Raw genomic sequence first — 18,284 nt, 5'->3', positions numbered from 1 at the left:
GAAAATGATCACATTTTTCAAAAGCGACCTTGGCGTGAGGTTTGTCGCAGAAGGTGTTGTGCGCTCAAACGCATTTATCCTAACACCACTTCTCTCATGGTCACTTGGTGCTGTTGTTTTTGGCAGTTACCTTCAGATAATGAGCCTTGCCTTTGCATTTGTACCGCTGGTATCAGCCGGTCTCGGATTTACCGTAATCCGCAAACTGGCAGGTCGGACCGATAGCTCTGATGCCCCGAATCTTTTGCTGACAGCGATAGGAATCGTAAGTTTTTTGTGCCTATCTCTCATGCTGATTCTTGCATTCACGGCCGAAAACGTACTGATATTTCTATCTCTCAACACTATTTTAGCCCCCAGCTGGCTTACGATAGTGGTGCCAAGCCTTGCATGGATTTTTGCCGTCGAAGCATTAATCGGCGAATATATGCGCGCAATGATCAAAGCGCGACTTTCTCTTTATATTCAAATTGTCAGTTTCGCACTTCAAATGGCATTCTTAGGTGTCGTTCTTACGTTTGACAAACTGTCTTTGGGATCGACGCTGCTGTCGATTGCAGCTGCCAAGGTCGTAGTAATTGCATACTTACTCATACCGATCCTAATTCGTATAAAGAAGCACAGCACCAAGAACAAAAGCTCTCTTTTACAAGTAGCACTCAGCGGATTACCATTTATGCTGGCAGGGCTGGCAGAATGGGCGGGGAACTTGGGCGATCGACTGATTGTGGGGCGCTTTCTTGGCCCCGAGGCCGTTGCACATTACGGCGCATCGATCATGATTTTGTCCGTTCTGGCTGCATTGGGGGCACCAATTTGGTGGTTGCTTTTTCCAACCGTCTCCGCCCACGTGCGTAATGGTGAAACTGAGCATTGCCGGGTTACTGTCAGGCAACGCACCATGCTGTTTACAGAATTGGCTTTACCGATATTGGCTTTGGCCATTCTGGTCGTAAATCCCGCGGTTTCACTTTTATTGAACAGCCCAGTAAGCAACATGACGGCGGTCATACTCCTTGCCGGCTGTGCAATTCTGATATCGCAGATGACCACCGGCTGGGAATACTACCTGGTCTGCGTTTCATCCGGAAAAAGGCTAATGACAGCTTCGGTTATTTGCTCCTTGCTGAGCTTTGGCTCCGCTTGGCAATTAGCTCCCTCCTGGGGATTGGTCGGAGTTGCGTCTGGAATGCTGATTGGCAAGGCAACGCTTGGGCTATTTTTCGCAATAAGCGCCAATCGAAACGGATTTGTAGGTTGTGCTTGGCCAATGCGCTCATTCGTGACGCTGGTGACCGTTAATGGTATCACGGCAATCACAACATACTTCTTTGCATATCAAATACTTACGACATCTTCGCTCTTCTACCAAATTGCGTTTTCTGCTGTTATTTTTGCAGCAACGTACGGGGCAATCCGTTTTTTGCTTACACCAGTTCTGCAACGGTTAAACGCGCAATAAGAATCTTTGATATTGCTTCTGCCGCCTTGCCTTTTCCCTGAATACTCTGCCAGCGCTCAACTGCCCGTTCATCTACACCAAGAGCAAGCAATCTCTCCAGCTCATCAGGGAGACTTGCTCCACACGCCCCGGCAAGCTTGCCCAAACCCAGATCAATGATCTCGGGCCGTTCGGTGACATCGCGCATCACAATAATGGGCACACCACAATATGGTGCTTCTTCCTGCATTCCCCCGGAATCGCTGATGACGATGCGAGCTTGCGGAAGCAGAGCCATCATTTCGTCATAGGGCAGCGGCTCAACAAAATACATATTTGGGAGCTTGGCAACGAAATGGCGCCCGACAGTATCGCGAACCTTCGGGTTCGGGTGCACGGGCCACACAAAGTCAATTTCGGGATGTCTTTTTATGGCAAGCTCGAGGTTCTCACAGAACGCGTCCAGTGCACCCTGAAGCGCCTCACGTCGATGCATTGTCACAAGCGCAAAAGGCTTGTCTCCCGGGCAATAATGCTCAACCACACCAACACGCGAACTTGTTGAGTTGATTTTTTGGGTCGCGACCAGGCTATCGATACCCGGGTTCCCAACAACATGAATGCAATCGTCAGAAATGCCCTCAGTAAGAAGATTTTGTTTTGCTATGGGTGTTGGAGCCAAATGGATCGATGCAATCCGCGCGATCATCTGCCTCAACCCTTCCTCGGGCCAGGGATTATTTATGTTATGGCTTCTCAGCCCTGCCTCAACATGAGCAACCGGAATATGGTTAAGAAATCCGGCCATTGCACCGCCAAATGCAGAGATCGTATCGCCTTGAACGACAACAATATCTGGTTTTCTCGCCTGAAATTCGCGGTCCAGAGCAGATATAACTCGACGCTGTATCTCAGCTGCGGGCTGCGCATGCGTCATCAAATCAAAATCAACATCAACTTTTAAATGCAAACTGTGGATTGCCTGATCCATCAGGCTTCTGTGTTGACCGGTTGAATAGACCCTAACACGGGCTTCCCCCAATTTTGCACGCAGAGAACGAATAACGGGAGCCAGCTTGATGAACTCTGGTCGCGTGCCTGCAACAACGGCAATCTGTTTCGGTGCAATATCAGTCACGCAATCCTATTCCTCGTTCCACGGGCGCAGACAATCATTCTCGCTCTGCGATAGTAGATCAGCCATCATTTTTCCAGCAAAAACAGGCTCAAACCATCTTTCGAAATGCTTTCGCGTGCTATGGCCTATTCCCTGCCACTTTTCCCGACAAGCCCAAAAATCCTTAAAGGCATTATAATAGCCCTCTGCGTTCGCATTAGCCCAAAAAATCGGCGCATCGACGTACTCTTGGGATGCTGTTGCAACAGGCTGGTTTAAAATAATTGGCAACCCGATCAAGCCTGCTTCGATCACTGTCTTGGGGATCTCGGCGTAACTTGTATGCGCTACGAACAAGTCAAAATCCTTTAAAGAAGCAATAAGTTCTTTATTGCGCATGGATGCAATGAACGTGACATTTGTTTCCTTGCCATGCTTCATGACCCACGTTCTTATTTCTCCTTCGCACGGCCCACTACCGACAATGGTCAAGTGCCACTGATCAAGCTTAAGAAGTCCTTCCAGGATTGGCAGCAAACTTTTCCCCGGAACAAGCCGACCCACGCATATGATTTTCAGGTCGCCCGAGCGGGAAAAGTCAGTTTTTCTGTCGCTTTTTTTAACGTCAACGGCGTTGGGCACAATGTAGGTTTTATCGTGATATGAAACTGAAATCGATGCCGTGATCGGGCTATAAACTGGAGCAAGTGCATCAATGTGCCGATGTGCATATTCTCGCGACCACCCCTCAAGAATTCTGATGGTCTTGCTCTTTGGTGTCTGGACCTCTTGGGGTGGTAAATGGGTGAATGTGGTGTGAATACTGGCAACAGATCGGCACCGCAGAAAACTCGCAAGAATTGCCGCAAACTTGCCCGAAAATGTATCACCATATGACCGCACAACAAACTCGCGGTTCGTCGGTAATTTCGGCACGACCCACTTCTTTATATAAAAGCCCGTCAGGTATGCGTTAAATCCTGCCGAACGCAGTAAACCGGAAACGGACAGAAAATTTATCGGCACAAACAAACATTCCGCACCACCACACAAATATCGAAGCACGTCTTGCCCCGCAGCGTCTTGGACCAGCGACACAATGACAATTTGCTCAAATCTACTGTCTGGATTGAAATACCCTGGGGAAACCTCCCCTTTCTCAACCCATTCTGTGATGCGCGCGGCAACAACGACAATCAGCGTTTTCGTCAAAACAGGGACCTTTTAACGGCAGCTCGCAATCTTGTTCCACTCCGAACCAAAACATCGGGTAACGACTTTGACATCAATCCAAAGCCGTTAAGTTCAGTATAAAACAATCAAACCCTGATAAAAGAAAGTCCAAATCCCCTCGAACGAGTTCAAACTTCATCAAAGACCGTCATCCTAAATACCGCCCCAAATGCTCCACCAGCATCCGGATCTTGGGGCTGAGGTGGCGGTTGGTCGGGTAGATCGCCCAGATGCCTTCGTCTGAAGGCTGGTATTTGGTCAGGACCGGGATCAAATCGCCGCTGGCGATCCAGGGATCGACGTAATAGTCGGGCAATTGCACAATCCCGATCCCCTTAAGCGCCGCATCGAGAAGCGCCTGCCCGCTATTGGCATGGATGGAGCCATGGATGCGGATGGTACGTTCGCGGCCATCCTCTTCAAAGCGCCAGTAATCAAGCGTCCCGACAAGGCAATTATGATGGGTCAGTTCCGAAAGGGAATATGGCTCACCACGTTTGGCGATATAGCTGCGTGCCGCACAGGCATAAAGACGGCGGGTTGAAAGTTGCTGGGTCATCAGGCTTCCGGTCGTGCCTTCCAACCGGCCCAGACGGATCGCCATGTCATAGCCTTCAAGCACCAGATCAAGCTTCTGGTTGGTAAAGCGGCACTGGACTTCAAGATCGGGATAGCGCACGACGAAATCATTGACCAGCGGCGCGATCACGGTTTCCCCGTAGGTCGTCGGCGCGGTCAATTTAAGCTTGCCGCGCGGCACCTCGCTCAGATTGCCAATGGCGCGTTCCGCCTCGCCCAGACCATCAAGCAACTGACGGCAATGCTGGTAATAAATCTGCCCGGCCTCGGTCACACTGACCTTGCGCGTGGTGCGGTAAAAAAGCTGTGTGCCAAGCTTTTCTTCAAGGGCAGTGACCTGACGGCTGACCTGGGCAACCGAAATGCCAAGCTGTTTGGCCGCCGCCGTAAAGCTTTGATGTTCGGCAACCGCGATAAATTCGCTGATTCCGTTCCAGGTATTCATGCCCCTATCCGATCAGATTATTACACAATAGTAAAAGTCATTTACCAAAATACCGGATTATCGGATCAGAAGAAATAAATAGACTGGGCATATTCAAATATTCATCTGCCGGAGAAGCGTCATGAGCCTTGAAACCATCACCTGCAAAGCCGCCATCGCATGGGAAGCGGGCAAACCGCTGTCGATCGAAGAAGTCCAGGTCGCCCCGCCCAAGGCCGGCGAAGTGCGCGTCAAAATCGTTGCCACCGGTGTTTGCCATACCGATGCCTTTACCCTGTCGGGTGACGATCCCGAGGGCATTTTCCCGGCCATCCTTGGCCATGAAGGCGGCGGCATTGTTGAATCCATCGGCGAAGGTGTGACCAGCGTTGCGGTCGGCGATCACGTGATCCCGCTTTACACCCCGGAATGTGGCGAGTGCAAATTCTGCAAATCGGGCAAAACCAACCTGTGCCAGAAAATCCGCGTCACCCAGGGCAAGGGCCTGATGCCCGATGGCACCACCCGTTTCTCGCAGAATGGCAAGCCGATCTATCACTATATGGGTTGCTCGACCTTCTCGGAATACACCGTGCTTCCGGAAATCTCGCTGGCCAAAATCAACAAATCCGCCCCGCTTGAAGAAGTTTGCCTGCTTGGCTGCGGGGTCACCACCGGCATGGGGGCGACGGTCAACGCCGCCAAGGTGCAAAAGGGTGACTCCGTGGCCGTCTTTGGCCTTGGCGGCATTGGTCTTTCGGCGATCATCGGTGCGCAAATGGCCGGTGCCGGCCGCATCCTTGCCATCGATATCAATGAGAAAAAATTCGATCTCGCCAAACAGCTCGGCGCGACCGATTGCATCAATCCCAAGAAATTCGACAAACCGATCCAGGAAGTCATTGTCGAGATGACCGACGGTGGCGTCGACTGGTCGTTTGAATGCATTGGCAATGTCAATGTCATGCGATCCGCGCTTGAATGCTGCCACAAGGGTTGGGGTGAATCGGTGATTATCGGTGTTGCCGGTGCCGGTCAGGAAATCTCGACCCGTCCGTTCCAGCTTGTCACCGGCCGCGTCTGGCGCGGCACCGCGTTTGGCGGTGTCAAAGGCCGTTCGCAGCTTCCCGATTATGTTGAACGCTACCTTGCCGGCGAGTTCAAGCTGTCGGACTTCATCACCCATACCATGAAGCTTGAAGACATCAACGAGGCTTTCGACCTGATGCATGAAGGCGAAAGCATCCGTTCGGTCATCCATTACTGATCATTGATTATTTAATTGAACTATCACGCCATTGCCGGACACCATCCGGCAATGGCCGATCAGAAGGAGCCCCGAAATGGGTATTGAAAACGCGTCAAGCAACAAGGTGTTTGGTGGCTGGCAAAAGCAATACACCCACCCGTCCGCGGTACTGGGCTGTGACATGCGCTTTGCCATCTTCCTGCCGCCACAGGCGGGCAACGGCACCAAGGTTCCGGTGATGTACTGGCTTTCGGGCCTGACCTGTACCGATGAAAACTTCATGCAAAAGGCCGGTGCGTTTCGCGTTGCCGCCGAACTGGGCATTGCGATTGTCGCCCCGGATACCAGCCCGCGTGGCGATCACGTCCCCGATGACGAGAACGAAGCCTATGATTTCGGCAAGGGTGCGGGCTTTTATGTCAATGCCACCCAGGAACCCTGGGCACGCAATTACCGCATGTATGATTACGTGACCAAGGAACTGCCCGACTTGATCAGGGATCATTTCCCGGTCAGCGACGATGCCGTCATTTCCGGCCATTCGATGGGCGGGCATGGTGCCTTGATGATTGCACTGCGCAACCCCGGCACCTTCAAATCGGTTACGGCCTTTTCACCGATCACCAACCCGATCAATTGCCCGTGGGGCCAAAAGGCGCTTGGCAATTATCTGGGCGATGACAAATCGGTTTGGAAGGCCTGGGACAGTTCGGAACTGATGAAGGCGGCCACCGCATCCGATGCCCAAACCCCGGCACTGGTGGATCAGGGTGATGCTGACGGCTTCCTTGCCGAACAGCTTAAGCCAGAGGCGCTAGAAGCCGCGGCCAAGGCATCAGGCTATCCACTGACCCTGCGGATGCAGGATGGCTATGACCATAGCTATTACTTCATCTCAAGCTTTATCGAAGATCACATCCGCTTCCACGCCAAGCATCTTGGCCTGAGCTGATTGCACCCCTGATCTTCGAACTCCCCCGGCACGTCGCCATGCACCCTACCCCCCTGACGTGTCGGGGCTTTTTCTTTTTTCATGCACGAATGATCGCCTAATCAAAGCTGCGCGCTTCAATCGCATCGGCAACATCATCGGCCATTTTAAGGGTTCGGATGATCAGCGGTACGATCATCGCAAGGATGGATCGATCAAGGCCGCGCGCACGCTGGGCATCACGGATTTCCGATGCGACCGCGGCAATCACCGGGATAAAGCGCAGCACCATTGAAATGGCAAGGCTGACCTTTTCCGGGCTCACACCAAGTGGCTTAAGCGGACGCAGGGCGCGCTCAAGGGAAGCCAGCATGTCCGATGTTTTGGTGGTCAGCGTGACCAGGGATGCAAACATCACGATGGCCGCAATCCGGGAAATGACAAGCAACCCCGCCTGCCAGTCATTCAGCCACAGCTGAACCGCAAAAAAGATCGCAAGCAACCACGCCATTGGCCTGATCTGGGCGATGATAACCCGCCAGCCAAAACCCGAAAGCCGATAAAGCGCAATCACACTTGCCAGCACAAGACTGACAACCGGCCAGTCCGGCACCATGAAAACACCGGTGCCAAGGGCAACCATCGCAAGGATCTTTGGCCCGGCCTGTGCGCGATGGAGCACTGAATTCCCGTCGATATAAAGCCCGGAGATCATGCCATCATCTCGCGATATCGGGCGATGGCAACGGCCGGGCGATCATCAACGGCAATCCGGCCATTTTCGACCACCAGAACCCGGTCGTAATCTGCAATCAGACCAAGATCATGCGATACCGTAATCACCGTCTGATCCAGATCGGCAATGGCGCGTTCAACCCGGTTGCGATTGCGCAGATCAAGCAAGGTGGTTGGTTCATCCAGCACGATATAGCGCGGCTCCATCACCAGAACGCCCGAGATCGCCAGAAGCTGTTTCTGCCCACCACTAAGCAAATGACTGGGATGGGTTTTGAAATCCAAGAGATCATACCGCGCAAGGATTTCATCAATGCGACGATTGATCTCGTCCTTGGGCAGTTTCAGGGCCTTGAGCCCGAAGGCCAGGTCTTCTTCGACTACCGGATAGACGATCTGATTATCGGGGTTCTGAAAGACAAACCCGACATGGCGGCGGACCTTGCGGCCATCCTTGGCCGGATCAAGGTCATCAACCAATACCCGCCCGCTGGTCGCGGTCTGAAGCCCGTTCAGAAGACGCACAAAGGTGCTTTTGCCTGATCCGTTGGCCCCGATGATCCCGATCCGCTTTTCACCAAGCGCGAGGTCGATATTTTCCAGCACCCTGCGCTGATCGAACTGCACGGAAACATTTTCAAAACGGATCATGGGGTTGTCGGTCCGGCCTGTTGCGGGAAGTGATCGGCAGTTGTCTGGTCATAAAACGGGCGCAAGCACACCGCAAAGGTGAATGCTGCTTGCGCCCATCAAACGTCAGGCTGATTTGGAAATCAAGGGATAGGACTTGCGCACCGCAAGACAGGCCGCAGTCGCAATTGCAACCTTGATCACATCACCAATCAGGAACGGCGCGGCACCAACGGTGGCCTGCCAATAGCTGATTTCAGCCACGACCGCGACCCAGGCATTGCCAAGCGCATAAAGCACGACAATCCCGCCAAAGGCGATCGACAGGGCCGCCTTGATGACATTCAGGCTGTTCCAGAATTTCTCGATCAGAAGCCCGATGACAAAGGCCGAAACGGCCCAGCCAAAAATAAATCCGCCAGTGACCCCGATCATCACGCCAAAACCACCACGGCCACCCGACAGTAACGGCAGGCCAAGTGCAACCAGCACCAGGAACAGCACGATCGAAAGGCCGCCACGACGCGCCCCCAGAATCGCACCGGCCAGCATCGGTCCCAATGACTGGGCCGTCACCGGCACACCGGTAATCGGAAGTGTGATTGGCGGAAATAGGCCAAGAACAGCGGTCAAAGCTGCGAACAAGGCGATATAGACGATATCTTTGGTCTTCATGTAACGGTTCCCATTGCCGTTATAAAGCATCCCTGCATCAACCCCTTGCGCAAGGATGCTTTCGTTAACCGGTCCGCCCGACCGGCTCAACGCGATATGGGATAACCGTAAATGTTCATCCCGCCAAGCAAAATGACACCGGGCTTTGGCCCCCGATATCGCAGCGCACCAATTATGCGATGAATATCAAAAAGTTAGCTATCATCGCCTTCGACAAAGGTTTTAAGCCGCATCAGGGCCGTTTCCCAACGTCCCGCCACCTGATCAAGATAGGCACGCGCCTGTGCCAGCTGTTCGGGGCAAAAGGCATATTGGCTTTCACGCCCGACCTTATGGCTTTGCACCAGACCGGCGCTTTCAAGCACTCGCAGATGTTTGGTCACGGCCTGGCGCGTCATATCGGCATCATCGGACAGAACCGAAATCGAACGCGGCTTGCCATCGGCCAGTCGATCAAAGATCGCCAACCGTGTCGGATCGCCCAATGCGGCAAACATGACCGAAAAATCACGGTCATGTTTGCCATTCGCAGGATTTTGTTCAGCGTTCGACATATTTCTTGATGTTTTCCAACTGGAAGCCCCAGCCATTTGTATTGGCCCGCAACGCATCGGCAATGCGATGGGGTGGTAAATTGTCAAATCCGGTTTCGCGCACCCGGACCGATGTCTGACCACCGGTTTCTTCCAGCCAGAATTCGACAAGCGTTTCGGGTTCATCGCTGTAATCCACGTCGGGATCAACCGCATATGGATGCCATGTATAGGCGAAATACCCCGGTTCCTCCATCGCCTTGATCGTCGATGTCCATGGAACGTGTGTGAATCCTTCGATGGTGATTTTTCCCGACGACACTTTGCCCACCGCAAACGGTGCATCGATATCAACACCAAACCACGCGCCGAACTGGCGATGATCGGTCAGGGCCTTCCAGACACGCGACCGCGATGCTTTGATCTCGATCGACTTTTCAATGCTATTTGACATAACGCAACCTCCTGGTTGCATTTAATCTGCCAGAAGAAATCCCGTTACGCAACTAAAAAGTTGCATATTTGATTTGATCGCCGAATGCACAAACGCCCGACCGTTTCCGGCCGGGCGATGCGTGCTCCCGTCATCCTTGAGTCAATGCCGTGTTGATGTAACCGGCAACGCCCGTGCGGCTATCCTTATATCCCCATATCAGGATGCTGCGGATTGGCGGAGCCCCCCTGTCTCGATGATGAAATTCTTGACGTCTTCAAGACCATCCATGGCCTTGAGATTGGTAAATAGGAACGGACGATCCCCGCGCATCTTTTTGGCATCGCGGTCCATCACGCCCAGATCCGCACCAACAAGCGGTGCCAGATCGGTCTTGTTGATCACCAGCAAATCCGATCGTGTAATGCCCGGTCCGCCCTTGCGCGGGATTTTATCCCCGGCCGACACGTCGATGACGTAAATGGTAATGTCGGCAAGCTCCGGCGAGAAGGTCGCCGACAGGTTATCGCCACCCGATTCAATAAAGATCGCCTCAAGCCCGGCATGTTTGGCAGCCATGTCTTCGACCGCCGCCAGATTGATCGAGGCATCTTCGCGAATGGCGGTATGCGGACAGCCGCCCGTTTCAACACCGGCAATCCGATCCGGGGCCAATGCGCCCGACCGGGTCATGAATTCGGCGTCTTCGCGGGTATAGATATCATTGGTGATGGCCGCGATATTGAACTCGTCGCGCATGGCCTTGCACAGGCGCTCCAGAAGTGCGGTTTTGCCCGAGCCAACCGGCCCACCAATTCCGATACGAAGGGGAGAGCTCATGATCTAAATAGCCTCGTATATTGGGTTTCGTGTTTCATCGATGTCCAGTCGATCAATGGGGCAGATGCCCCGAGATCGGCAAGTTCGGCCGCCATCGCGTGATCCACCGCGACAGAAACCGCGTGATCAAGGGATGACAGTGACCGGACACCATCGGTCTGACCAAGCGGCACCAGACGCACCGCACTGGAAACAAGGTTTGCCGCCATGGCATGCAAATAAGCGGTCAGGGCATCACAGAGCGGCACTTTGGCCTCGGCCGCCGCAATACCGACCGCCACCGGATAGGATGGCAGACGATCATCATCGCGCATCCGGCTGGCCCAGCGCGACAGCATCCCGTCACCCCAGACCTTTTCCACCGTCGAGACAAAGGCACGTCCCTGTGCGGTTGCCTCCAGCGCCATCTCAGATGTGCCGCGCCAGCAATCAGCTTCGATACCGATATCAAAAAGCGCCTTTTCATCACCGGCAAGGGCCGCCCGCCATGCCGCACAAAACAGCACCGCATCAATCCTCCCGGCCCCGAATTCCAATACCCCTTCAACCCAGTTGATCAGGCTTTCGGCCGAGCTGACCCGTCCGTCTTCCACCGCATATTCCACGCCATGGGAATAGGTATAGGCACCGACCGGAAATGACGGGCTCAGCCAGGTCATCAACCGCATCAGGCCTGCGGGGTTAAGGGTCAGGGTTTCAGTGGTCATGCGGTTTCCCTGCGGCATGGGCGTGGGAATGGCTGTGATCACCGTGGCTGTGGGAATGGCTATGGTCATGATCCTCATGATCGAAATGATCATTGCCGTGACTATGGCCATGCGCCCCGCCAAGACCATGATAGGCACCGTTTAACGGATTGAACGGCGCGATTTCATTTTCGACAACGCCACCAAGGCCGGTAATCATATCGCGCATCACATGATCATCAATGATGCGCAACCGCCCGTCTTTAAGGACCTCGACCGGGGTATGGCGGTTGCCGATATGCCAGGCCAGCTTGGCCGCGGCAATCGGGCCGGATGCCGTAATGGTCAGAACCGGTTCTTCGGCCGCGCGCACCACAATCACTCCGCCATCAACAAGGCGCAACCGATCCCCGTCGGCCAGACGCACCGCATGGGGAAGATCAAGCAAGAAAGGATCCCCCGCATCATCATGCAGACGAATACGGCGACGATGACGGTCGGAAAAGACCAGTGTCACCGTCCCGCGAACCTCGGATGTATCGGTGCGATCATTCGGGATATGTTCAATGGCATGACGCATAAAACTGATCCGATCAGAACAGGAAATACCGCTGTGCCATCGGCACAACATCGACCGGCTGACAGGTCAGAAGTTCCCCATCCGCCGTCACCTGATAGGTTTCCGGATCAACTTCCATCACCGGAAGCGCATCATTAAGCTTCATGTCCTTTTTGCCGATATTGCGCGTGTTCGATACGGCCAGTAATTCCTTGGAAAGCCCGAACTCGGCGGCAATTCCGGCATCAATGCCGGCTTGCGATACGAACGAGAAACTCGATTTCGCAAGCGCATTGCCATAGGCTCCGAACATCGGACGGTAATGAACCGGCTGTGGCGTCGGGATCGAGGCATTCGGATCGCCCATCGCTGCGGCAATGATCATCCCGGCCTTGACCACCATGTCGGGCTTGGTGCCAAAGAACATCGGCTTCCAGACCACAAGATCGGCAATCTTGCCAACTTCGATCGACCCGACATGGGACGCAATGCCCTGCGCGATGGCCGGGTTGATGGTGTATTTGGCGACATAACGCTTGGCGCGGAAGTTATCATTGCCCTTGCCCGCATCTTCGGGCAAAGCGCCGCGCTGTTTCTTCATCTTGTCTGCCGTCTGCCAGGTACGGGTGATGACTTCACCCACACGGCCCATGGCCTGACTGTCTGATGAAATGATCGAAAACGCGCCAAGGTCATGCAGGATATCTTCGGCGGCGATGGTTTCGCGACGAATGCGGCTTTCGGCAAAGGCGACGTCTTCGGGAATTTTCGGATCAAGGTGATGGCAGACCATCAACATGTCCAGATGCTCGTCAATCGTGTTGACCGTGAATGGCCGGGTCGGATTGGTCGAGCTTGGCAGAACGTTGGCCTCGCCACACAACTTGATGATGTCCGGCGCATGACCACCCCCGGCCCCCTCGGTATGGAAGGTGTGAATGGTACGGCCCTTGAACGATGCGCGGGTATGTTCGACAAAGCCGCTTTCATTCAGCGTATCGGTATGGATCATGACCTGAACGTCAAGATCATCGGCAACCGACAGGCAGCTATCAATCGCCGCCGGTGTCGTGCCCCAGTCTTCATGAAGCTTAAGCCCACAGGCGCCTGCCTTGATCTGTTCGATCAGCGATCCCGGAAGGGTCGCATTGCCCTTGCCAAAGAAACCGATATTCATCGGAATGCCGTCGGCGGCCTGCAACATCCGGGCAATATGCCAGGGACCGGGCGTGCAGGTGGTGGCGTTCGTACCCGCCGCCGGGCCGGTGCCACCGCCCAGCATGCTGGTCACACCGGAATAAAGTGCATCTTCAACCTGTTGCGGGCAAATCCAGTGAATATGGGCATCAATGCCGCCCGCGGTGATGATATTGCCCTCACCGGCAATAACCTCGGTCCCCGGGCCGATGATGATATCAACACCGGGCTGAACATCCGGGTTTCCGGCCTTGCCGATCCCGGCAAAGCGCCCACCGGTGATGCCGATATCGGCTTTGACAATCCCGGTATAATCAAGGATCAGCGCGTTGGTGATCACGGTATCAACCGCCCCTTCGGCGCGGGTTGCCTGTGACTGGCCCATGCCGTCACGGATAACCTTGCCACCGCCGAATTTGACTTCTTCGCCAAGGGTGGTGAAATCCTTTTCGACCTCGATGATCAGGTCGGTATCGGCCAGACGGACTTTGTCGCCAACGGTCGGACCAAACATCGCCGCATAGGATGGACGATCAATTTCATATGCCATGTCTCGTTCCCCCGCTTAGAGCTTGCCGTTGATTTTGGCGTTAAAGCCGTAAACCTTGCCGGACCCGGCATATTTCACCAGATTGACCTCGCGCGACTGGCCCGGTTCAAACCGGACTGCCGTCCCGGCCGGGATATCAAGGCGGAAACCGCGTGCGGCTTCGCGGTCGAAATCAAGACCCGGATTGGTTTCATAGAAATGATAATGCGATCCGACCTGCACCGGACGATCCCCGGTATTGGCCACCATGATGGTTTTGGTTTCGCGCCCCTCGTTAAGAATAAGGGTGCCTTCCTTGGTAATGATTTCACCTGGAATCATGTGCTTACCCCCTTAACGGATCGGTTCGTGAACGGTGACAAGCTTGGTTCCGTCCGGGAACGTTGCTTCGACCTGGATTTCATGGATCATTTCGGCAATGCCATCCATCACCTGATCGCGCGAAATCACGGTGGCCCCGTCGCGCATCAATGCCGCAACAGATTTGCCATCACGCGCCCCTTCGACGACATAATCGGTGATGATTGCGATGGCTTCGGGGTAATTAAGCTTTACCCCCCTTTCAAGGCGATTGCGTGCGACCATGGCCGCAACCGAAACCAGCAGCTTGTCCTTTTCGCGTGGCGTCAAATTCATGCCTGCCTACTCCCTGGATCCACCGTTTTAAATCTCCCACAAACGCGGCAAACGTTCGGGAAGCCCCCGTGTCTTGTGGCGGAACTGTTTCCACCAAGCACCGTATACCCGGCGCAATTTCATCGGTTCACGCGCCATGAAACGCGCAATCACAATTCCCTTCATCGCGGTCGCACCGCACAGGACATCATCCCTTGCAAGGCCCGCCGATGCCTGTTCAAGGCAATCGCGCGCATCATCAAGATGATCTTCGACCCCATGCCCGACCAGAATGGCCGTGGCATTGGCGCGCGCCCCGTCAAAGGCCGCCGCATGATCCAGAATACGCAACACATCGCCTTCAAGATGCAGCGCATCCCGCCACACCGGACGCCCGTCAATCGACACATCCCATGCGTCGCGCGCCAGTCCGGTTTTAAACACTTCACCACGCGCCAGACGGCCAAACACCATCATCTCGCCGGCAAGAACCCGGCCGGTTCCCGATGCGGAAATCGTCGTTTTGCGCTTTAACCGTGCCTGATCAAACAGAATCGATTCATGGGGCAACCATTCAAGCCAGCCGCCATCTTCGACCATCAGATCAACCGACATTTCGCAGTCCGGCCCGACAGATCGGTAAACTTTCTCGGCGGCCTGTGCGGTAAAAAGGGCGGATGCCCCCGCCTCGACCTTGCCGGCAAAGGCAAGCTTGTCGCCGCCAACCATCCCGCCCGATGTCGTCACCAGAACCGCCGTCGTCAAATCCCCGGCCACCGGGCGCGGAAACAGGATTTTCATCGGATCACGGTAATAAAGATGATCAAGTGCGGCATGCCCGCCCTGATGGGCCGGCCCGGAACCCTGACGGAACGTTACCTCAGCACGGCCATCGGTAATGATGCGCGCGGGCGTTCCGTTCGTTGCTGTATCTGCATTCGGGGATGCAGATATCGGGGTTTCGAGTTTGCTAAGCTGCACTAAGCCACCTGAATTGTTTGGCCCGTTTAATGAACCTGATACCGTTTTCCGGCAATTCCAAGGGCAGTAACAGCAAGATGCGGGCCAACCGCCCGATCCCCGCCAGACCCCGGTTTTGGCGGGGATCGGGCGGGCAATGGTCTGATCAATCACGTGAAAGTTGCGCAATTTTTTGGCAAATGCTGATCAAACAGTCAGATAGGCGCGCACTTTTTCCCGATCGAGCGTTTCTTTCGCCCCGGACAAAACGACCTCGCCACGTTCAAGAACGACAATCTCGTCGGCCAGTTCATGGGCAAATTCGAAATATTGCTCGACCAACAAGATCGCCATATCGCCGCGATCCGCCAACTGTTTGATAACGCGCTGAATATCCTTGATGATTGATGGCTGAATACCTTCGGTCGGTTCATCAAGTACAAGCAATCTTGGACGGGTCACAAGCGCACGCCCGATGGCAAGCTGTTGCTGCTGACCACCTGAAAGATCCCCACCGCGACGGCCCAGCATGTCGCGCAAAACCGGGAACAGTTCAAAAATCTCGTCGGGGATATGACGCATCGCGCGCGGAAGGGCAGCAAACCCGGTTTCCAGGTTTTCCTTCACGGTCAGAAGCGGGAAAATCTCGCGCCCCTGGGGCACAATGGCAATCCCGTTCGCCGACCGACGCCAGGACGGATCGCGCGAGATATCCTTGCCTTCCCATTTGATGTTGCCCTCGGTTATCGGATGTTGGCCGACGACAGCACGCATCAGGGATGTTTTGCCAACCCCGTTACGCCCCAAAACCGCGGTTACCTTGCCGGTCTGGGCATTCAGCGACACTTTGCGCAAGGCATGGGACGCGCCGTAAAACAGATCAATATTGCTGACATCAAGCATGTTCCAGCACCTCCCTAGCGGCCCAGATAGACTTCAATGACCCGCGGGTCTTTTTGCACATGGTCAAGTCGGCCCTCGGCCAGAACCGATCCTTCGTGCAGAACGGTCACCTTGCAATCAAGGTCACGGACAAATTCCATGTCATGTTCGACCACGACGACCGAACGATCCTTGGCAATCGACCGCAAAAGCTTGGCGGTTTCCTCGGTCTCGGAATCGGTCATCCCGGCAACCGGTTCATCGACCAGAAGCAATTCGGGCTCCTGCATCAACAGCATCCCGATTTCGAGCCACTGCTTTTGTCCGTGCGACAGGTTGGCCGCCATTTCATCGCGCTTGTCCTCAAGCATGATGGTGATCAGGGTCTTTTCGATCCTGATCTTTTCGGCATCGCTCAGGCGATGGAACAGTGCCTGAAACACCCCGCGCCCGCCCGAACAGGCCAGAAGCAGGTTGTCAAAAACCGTGTGGCTTTCAAACACGGTCGGCTTCTGGAACTTGCGCCCGATGCCAAGATTGGCAATTTCGGCCTCGTCCATTTTGGTCAGATCGATTTCGCTTTTGAACAAGACATCGCCGGTATCAGGGCGCGTCTTGCCGGTGATGATATCCATCATCGTGGTCTTGCCCGCGCCGTTTGGACCAATGATGGCGCGAAGTTCGCCCGGCTCGACATAAAAGGACAGATTATTCAGTGCCCGGAACCCGTCAAAGGTCACCGAAACACCATCGACATACAAAATGGTTTCCGCCCGCGCCGATTTGACCTGCGGCTCCATCGAGGCACTTTTTTCCATGACAGCTGCTTCGCTCATGCCTTGCCTCCTTCATTTGCGCGGCGTTCGGCAATACGTTTACGCCATGTCGTAAACAGTGACTGGCGATCTGCCGCACCAAATGCCGGAACCGCACCAATCACCCCTTTTGGCAGGAAGAGGGTCACGGCAATGAACAAACCACCAAGGAAGAACAGCCAGAAATCCGGCATCACCCCGGTAAAGAAGGTCTTGGCATAGTTGACAATAAACGCGCCAAGCACCGCCCCATAAAGCGTCCCACGCCCGCCGACCGCAACCCAGATGACGATTTCAATCGAAAGCGCCGGGGCAAATTCACCCGGATTGATGATGCCAACCTGCGGCACATAAAGCGCGCCGGCAATCCCCGCCATCACAGCAGAAACGGTAAAGACAAACAGCTTGTAATATTCCACCCGGTAACCGGTGAAACGCACCCGGCTTTCGGCATCACGAATGGCAATCAGCACCTTGCCCAAACGGGACTGGGTAATGCCGCGCGCCACGATATAACAAAGACCAAGAAACACACAGGATGCTACAAACAACCCGGCACGCGTGCCATCGGACTGCAACGAGAAGCCCAGCAAATCCTTGAAATCCGTCAGGCCGTTATTGCCGCCAAAGCCCATATCGTTGCGGAAAAAGGCGAGCAACAGCGCATAGGTCATGGCCTGCGTAATGATCGAAAGATAAACACCTGTCACACGCGACCGGAACGCCAGGAACCCGAAAACAAAGGCCAAAAGCCCCGGTACAAACATCGCCATGACAATGGCAAACCAGAACATGTCAAAGCCGTACCAGTACCAGGGCAGTTCCTTCCAGTTCAGGAACACCATGAAATCCGGCAGGATCGGATCGCCATAAACCCCGCGATCGCCGATCTGACGCATCAGATACATGCCCATGGTATAGCCGCCCAGCGCAAAGAACGCGCCATGCCCCAGCGACAAAATGCCACAAAAGCCCCAGATCAGATCGACACTTAACGCCAAAAGCGCATAGCAAAGATACTTGCCCAGAAGGCTGACCATCCAGGTCGGCACATGAAAGGCCGAACTTTCGGGAACCAGCAGATTGCCAACAGGCACCAGAATGGCCGCCGCAATCAGGATCGCCAGAAGCGTCATCCCGCCCCGGTCATTAAGGAGCCAGCCAACAACCGGCGTCATTTTGTATTTTTGACGATAATCG

At 54.5% G+C, this 18,284-nt stretch carries 21 protein-coding genes; 3 read left to right on the top strand and 18 right to left on the bottom strand.

Going from position 1 to position 18,284, the window contains the following annotated elements; all coding sequences use genetic code 11:
* Positions 1-4: 4 nt before the first annotated feature.
* Positions 5-1,462, top strand: coding sequence for a lipopolysaccharide biosynthesis protein (locus tag SIB88_RS03800; RefSeq protein WP_412559371.1), 1,458 nt, complete (start codon positions 5-7; stop codon positions 1,460-1,462).
* On the opposite strand, the gene wecB is transcribed toward SIB88_RS03800, so the two are convergent.
* The 3 genes from wecB to SIB88_RS03785 form a co-directional block, all read right to left on the bottom strand.
* On the bottom strand, positions 1,428-2,579 hold the full coding sequence (gene wecB / locus SIB88_RS03795; RefSeq protein WP_412559370.1) for a non-hydrolyzing UDP-N-acetylglucosamine 2-epimerase: 1,152 nt from the start codon (positions 2,577-2,579) through the stop codon (positions 1,428-1,430). The two genes, SIB88_RS03800 and wecB, sit on opposite strands and share 35 nt — an antisense overlap.
* 6 nt (positions 2,580-2,585) lie before the next feature.
* Positions 2,586-3,770, bottom strand: a complete 1,185-nt coding sequence (locus tag SIB88_RS03790) for a glycosyltransferase family 4 protein (protein WP_412559369.1) — start codon at positions 3,768-3,770, stop codon at positions 2,586-2,588.
* A gap of 169 nt (positions 3,771-3,939) precedes the next feature.
* The gene (locus tag SIB88_RS03785; protein WP_412559368.1) at positions 3,940-4,815 is read right to left on the bottom strand and encodes a LysR substrate-binding domain-containing protein; all 876 of its coding nucleotides are present in this window, start codon (positions 4,813-4,815) and stop codon (positions 3,940-3,942) included.
* A 121-nt stretch (positions 4,816-4,936) separates the two neighbouring features.
* On the opposite strand from SIB88_RS03785, the gene SIB88_RS03780 reads away from it, so the two are divergent.
* Both SIB88_RS03780 and fghA read left to right on the top strand, forming a co-directional pair.
* Positions 4,937-6,061 (top strand): S-(hydroxymethyl)glutathione dehydrogenase/class III alcohol dehydrogenase, encoded by a 1,125-nt coding sequence (locus SIB88_RS03780; RefSeq protein ID WP_101245291.1) that lies wholly within the window; start codon positions 4,937-4,939, stop codon positions 6,059-6,061.
* A gap of 76 nt (positions 6,062-6,137) precedes the next feature.
* Positions 6,138-6,995, top strand: coding sequence for an S-formylglutathione hydrolase (fghA, locus tag SIB88_RS03775; protein ID WP_412559367.1), 858 nt, complete (start codon positions 6,138-6,140; stop codon positions 6,993-6,995).
* A gap of 97 nt (positions 6,996-7,092) precedes the next feature.
* Here the strand turns inward: fghA and SIB88_RS03770 are convergent, their stop codons facing one another.
* The 15 genes from SIB88_RS03770 to urtC all read right to left on the bottom strand — a co-directional run bounded on the left by SIB88_RS03770 (position 7,093) and on the right by urtC (position 18,262).
* Positions 7,093-7,689, bottom strand: coding sequence for an energy-coupling factor transporter transmembrane component T family protein (locus SIB88_RS03770; protein WP_412559366.1), 597 nt, complete (start codon positions 7,687-7,689; stop codon positions 7,093-7,095).
* Complete coding sequence (locus SIB88_RS03765) at positions 7,686-8,360, bottom strand: energy-coupling factor ABC transporter ATP-binding protein (RefSeq protein WP_412559365.1); 675 nt, start codon at positions 8,358-8,360, stop codon at positions 7,686-7,688. The genes SIB88_RS03770 and SIB88_RS03765 overlap by 4 nt, the downstream gene beginning before the upstream one ends.
* Before the next feature lie 105 nt (positions 8,361-8,465).
* Entirely contained in the window at positions 8,466-9,014 is a 549-nt protein-coding gene (locus SIB88_RS03760; protein WP_101245855.1) for a biotin transporter BioY, read from the bottom strand.
* Between the two features lie 194 nt (positions 9,015-9,208).
* A complete protein-coding gene (locus tag SIB88_RS03755; RefSeq protein WP_412559364.1) occupies positions 9,209-9,568 on the bottom strand; it encodes an ArsR/SmtB family transcription factor in 360 nt (119 codons plus the stop codon).
* On the bottom strand, positions 9,555-10,001 hold the full coding sequence (locus SIB88_RS03750; protein WP_412559363.1) for an SRPBCC family protein: 447 nt from the start codon (positions 9,999-10,001) through the stop codon (positions 9,555-9,557). The genes SIB88_RS03755 and SIB88_RS03750 overlap by 14 nt, the downstream gene beginning before the upstream one ends.
* 198 nt (positions 10,002-10,199) lie before the next feature.
* A complete protein-coding gene (gene ureG / locus SIB88_RS03745) occupies positions 10,200-10,820 on the bottom strand; it encodes an urease accessory protein UreG (protein WP_412559362.1) in 621 nt (206 codons plus the stop codon).
* Positions 10,817-11,527 carry an urease accessory protein UreF gene (locus tag SIB88_RS03740; RefSeq protein WP_101245854.1) on the bottom strand — a complete coding sequence of 237 codons (711 nt, stop codon included), beginning with the start codon at positions 11,525-11,527 and terminating at the stop codon, positions 10,817-10,819. Before SIB88_RS03740 ends, ureG begins: the two co-directional genes overlap by 4 nt.
* On the bottom strand, positions 11,517-12,086 hold the full coding sequence (locus SIB88_RS03735) for an urease accessory protein UreE (RefSeq protein ID WP_412559361.1): 570 nt from the start codon (positions 12,084-12,086) through the stop codon (positions 11,517-11,519). The genes SIB88_RS03740 and SIB88_RS03735 overlap by 11 nt, the downstream gene beginning before the upstream one ends.
* 13 nt (positions 12,087-12,099) lie before the next feature.
* Positions 12,100-13,812 (bottom strand): urease subunit alpha, encoded by a 1,713-nt coding sequence (gene ureC / locus SIB88_RS03730; protein WP_412559360.1) that lies wholly within the window; start codon positions 13,810-13,812, stop codon positions 12,100-12,102.
* A 15-nt stretch (positions 13,813-13,827) separates the two neighbouring features.
* The gene (locus SIB88_RS03725) at positions 13,828-14,133 is read right to left on the bottom strand and encodes an urease subunit beta (protein ID WP_412559359.1); all 306 of its coding nucleotides are present in this window, start codon (positions 14,131-14,133) and stop codon (positions 13,828-13,830) included.
* Between the two features lie 12 nt (positions 14,134-14,145).
* On the bottom strand, positions 14,146-14,448 hold the full coding sequence (locus SIB88_RS03720) for an urease subunit gamma (protein WP_101245281.1): 303 nt from the start codon (positions 14,446-14,448) through the stop codon (positions 14,146-14,148).
* Between the two features lie 27 nt (positions 14,449-14,475).
* Positions 14,476-15,408, bottom strand: a complete 933-nt coding sequence (locus SIB88_RS03715) for an urease accessory protein UreD (RefSeq protein ID WP_412559358.1) — start codon at positions 15,406-15,408, stop codon at positions 14,476-14,478.
* 186 nt (positions 15,409-15,594) lie between these two features.
* Positions 15,595-16,290, bottom strand: coding sequence for an urea ABC transporter ATP-binding subunit UrtE (gene urtE, locus SIB88_RS03710; protein ID WP_412559357.1), 696 nt, complete (start codon positions 16,288-16,290; stop codon positions 15,595-15,597).
* A 14-nt stretch (positions 16,291-16,304) separates the two neighbouring features.
* Positions 16,305-17,105, bottom strand: coding sequence for an urea ABC transporter ATP-binding protein UrtD (gene urtD, locus SIB88_RS03705; protein ID WP_412559356.1), 801 nt, complete (start codon positions 17,103-17,105; stop codon positions 16,305-16,307).
* Positions 17,102-18,262 carry an urea ABC transporter permease subunit UrtC gene (gene urtC, locus SIB88_RS03700; protein ID WP_412559395.1) on the bottom strand — a complete coding sequence of 387 codons (1,161 nt, stop codon included), beginning with the start codon at positions 18,260-18,262 and terminating at the stop codon, positions 17,102-17,104. The genes urtD and urtC overlap by 4 nt, the downstream gene beginning before the upstream one ends.
* Between the last annotated feature and the right edge of the window lie 22 nt (positions 18,263-18,284).

This window comes from Thalassospira sp. MIT121401 (genome assembly GCF_047125595.1).
GTDB classification, from domain to species: domain Bacteria; phylum Pseudomonadota; class Alphaproteobacteria; order Rhodospirillales; family Thalassospiraceae; genus Thalassospira; species Thalassospira povalilytica.
This window is presented reverse-complemented; position numbering and strand designations above follow the sequence as displayed.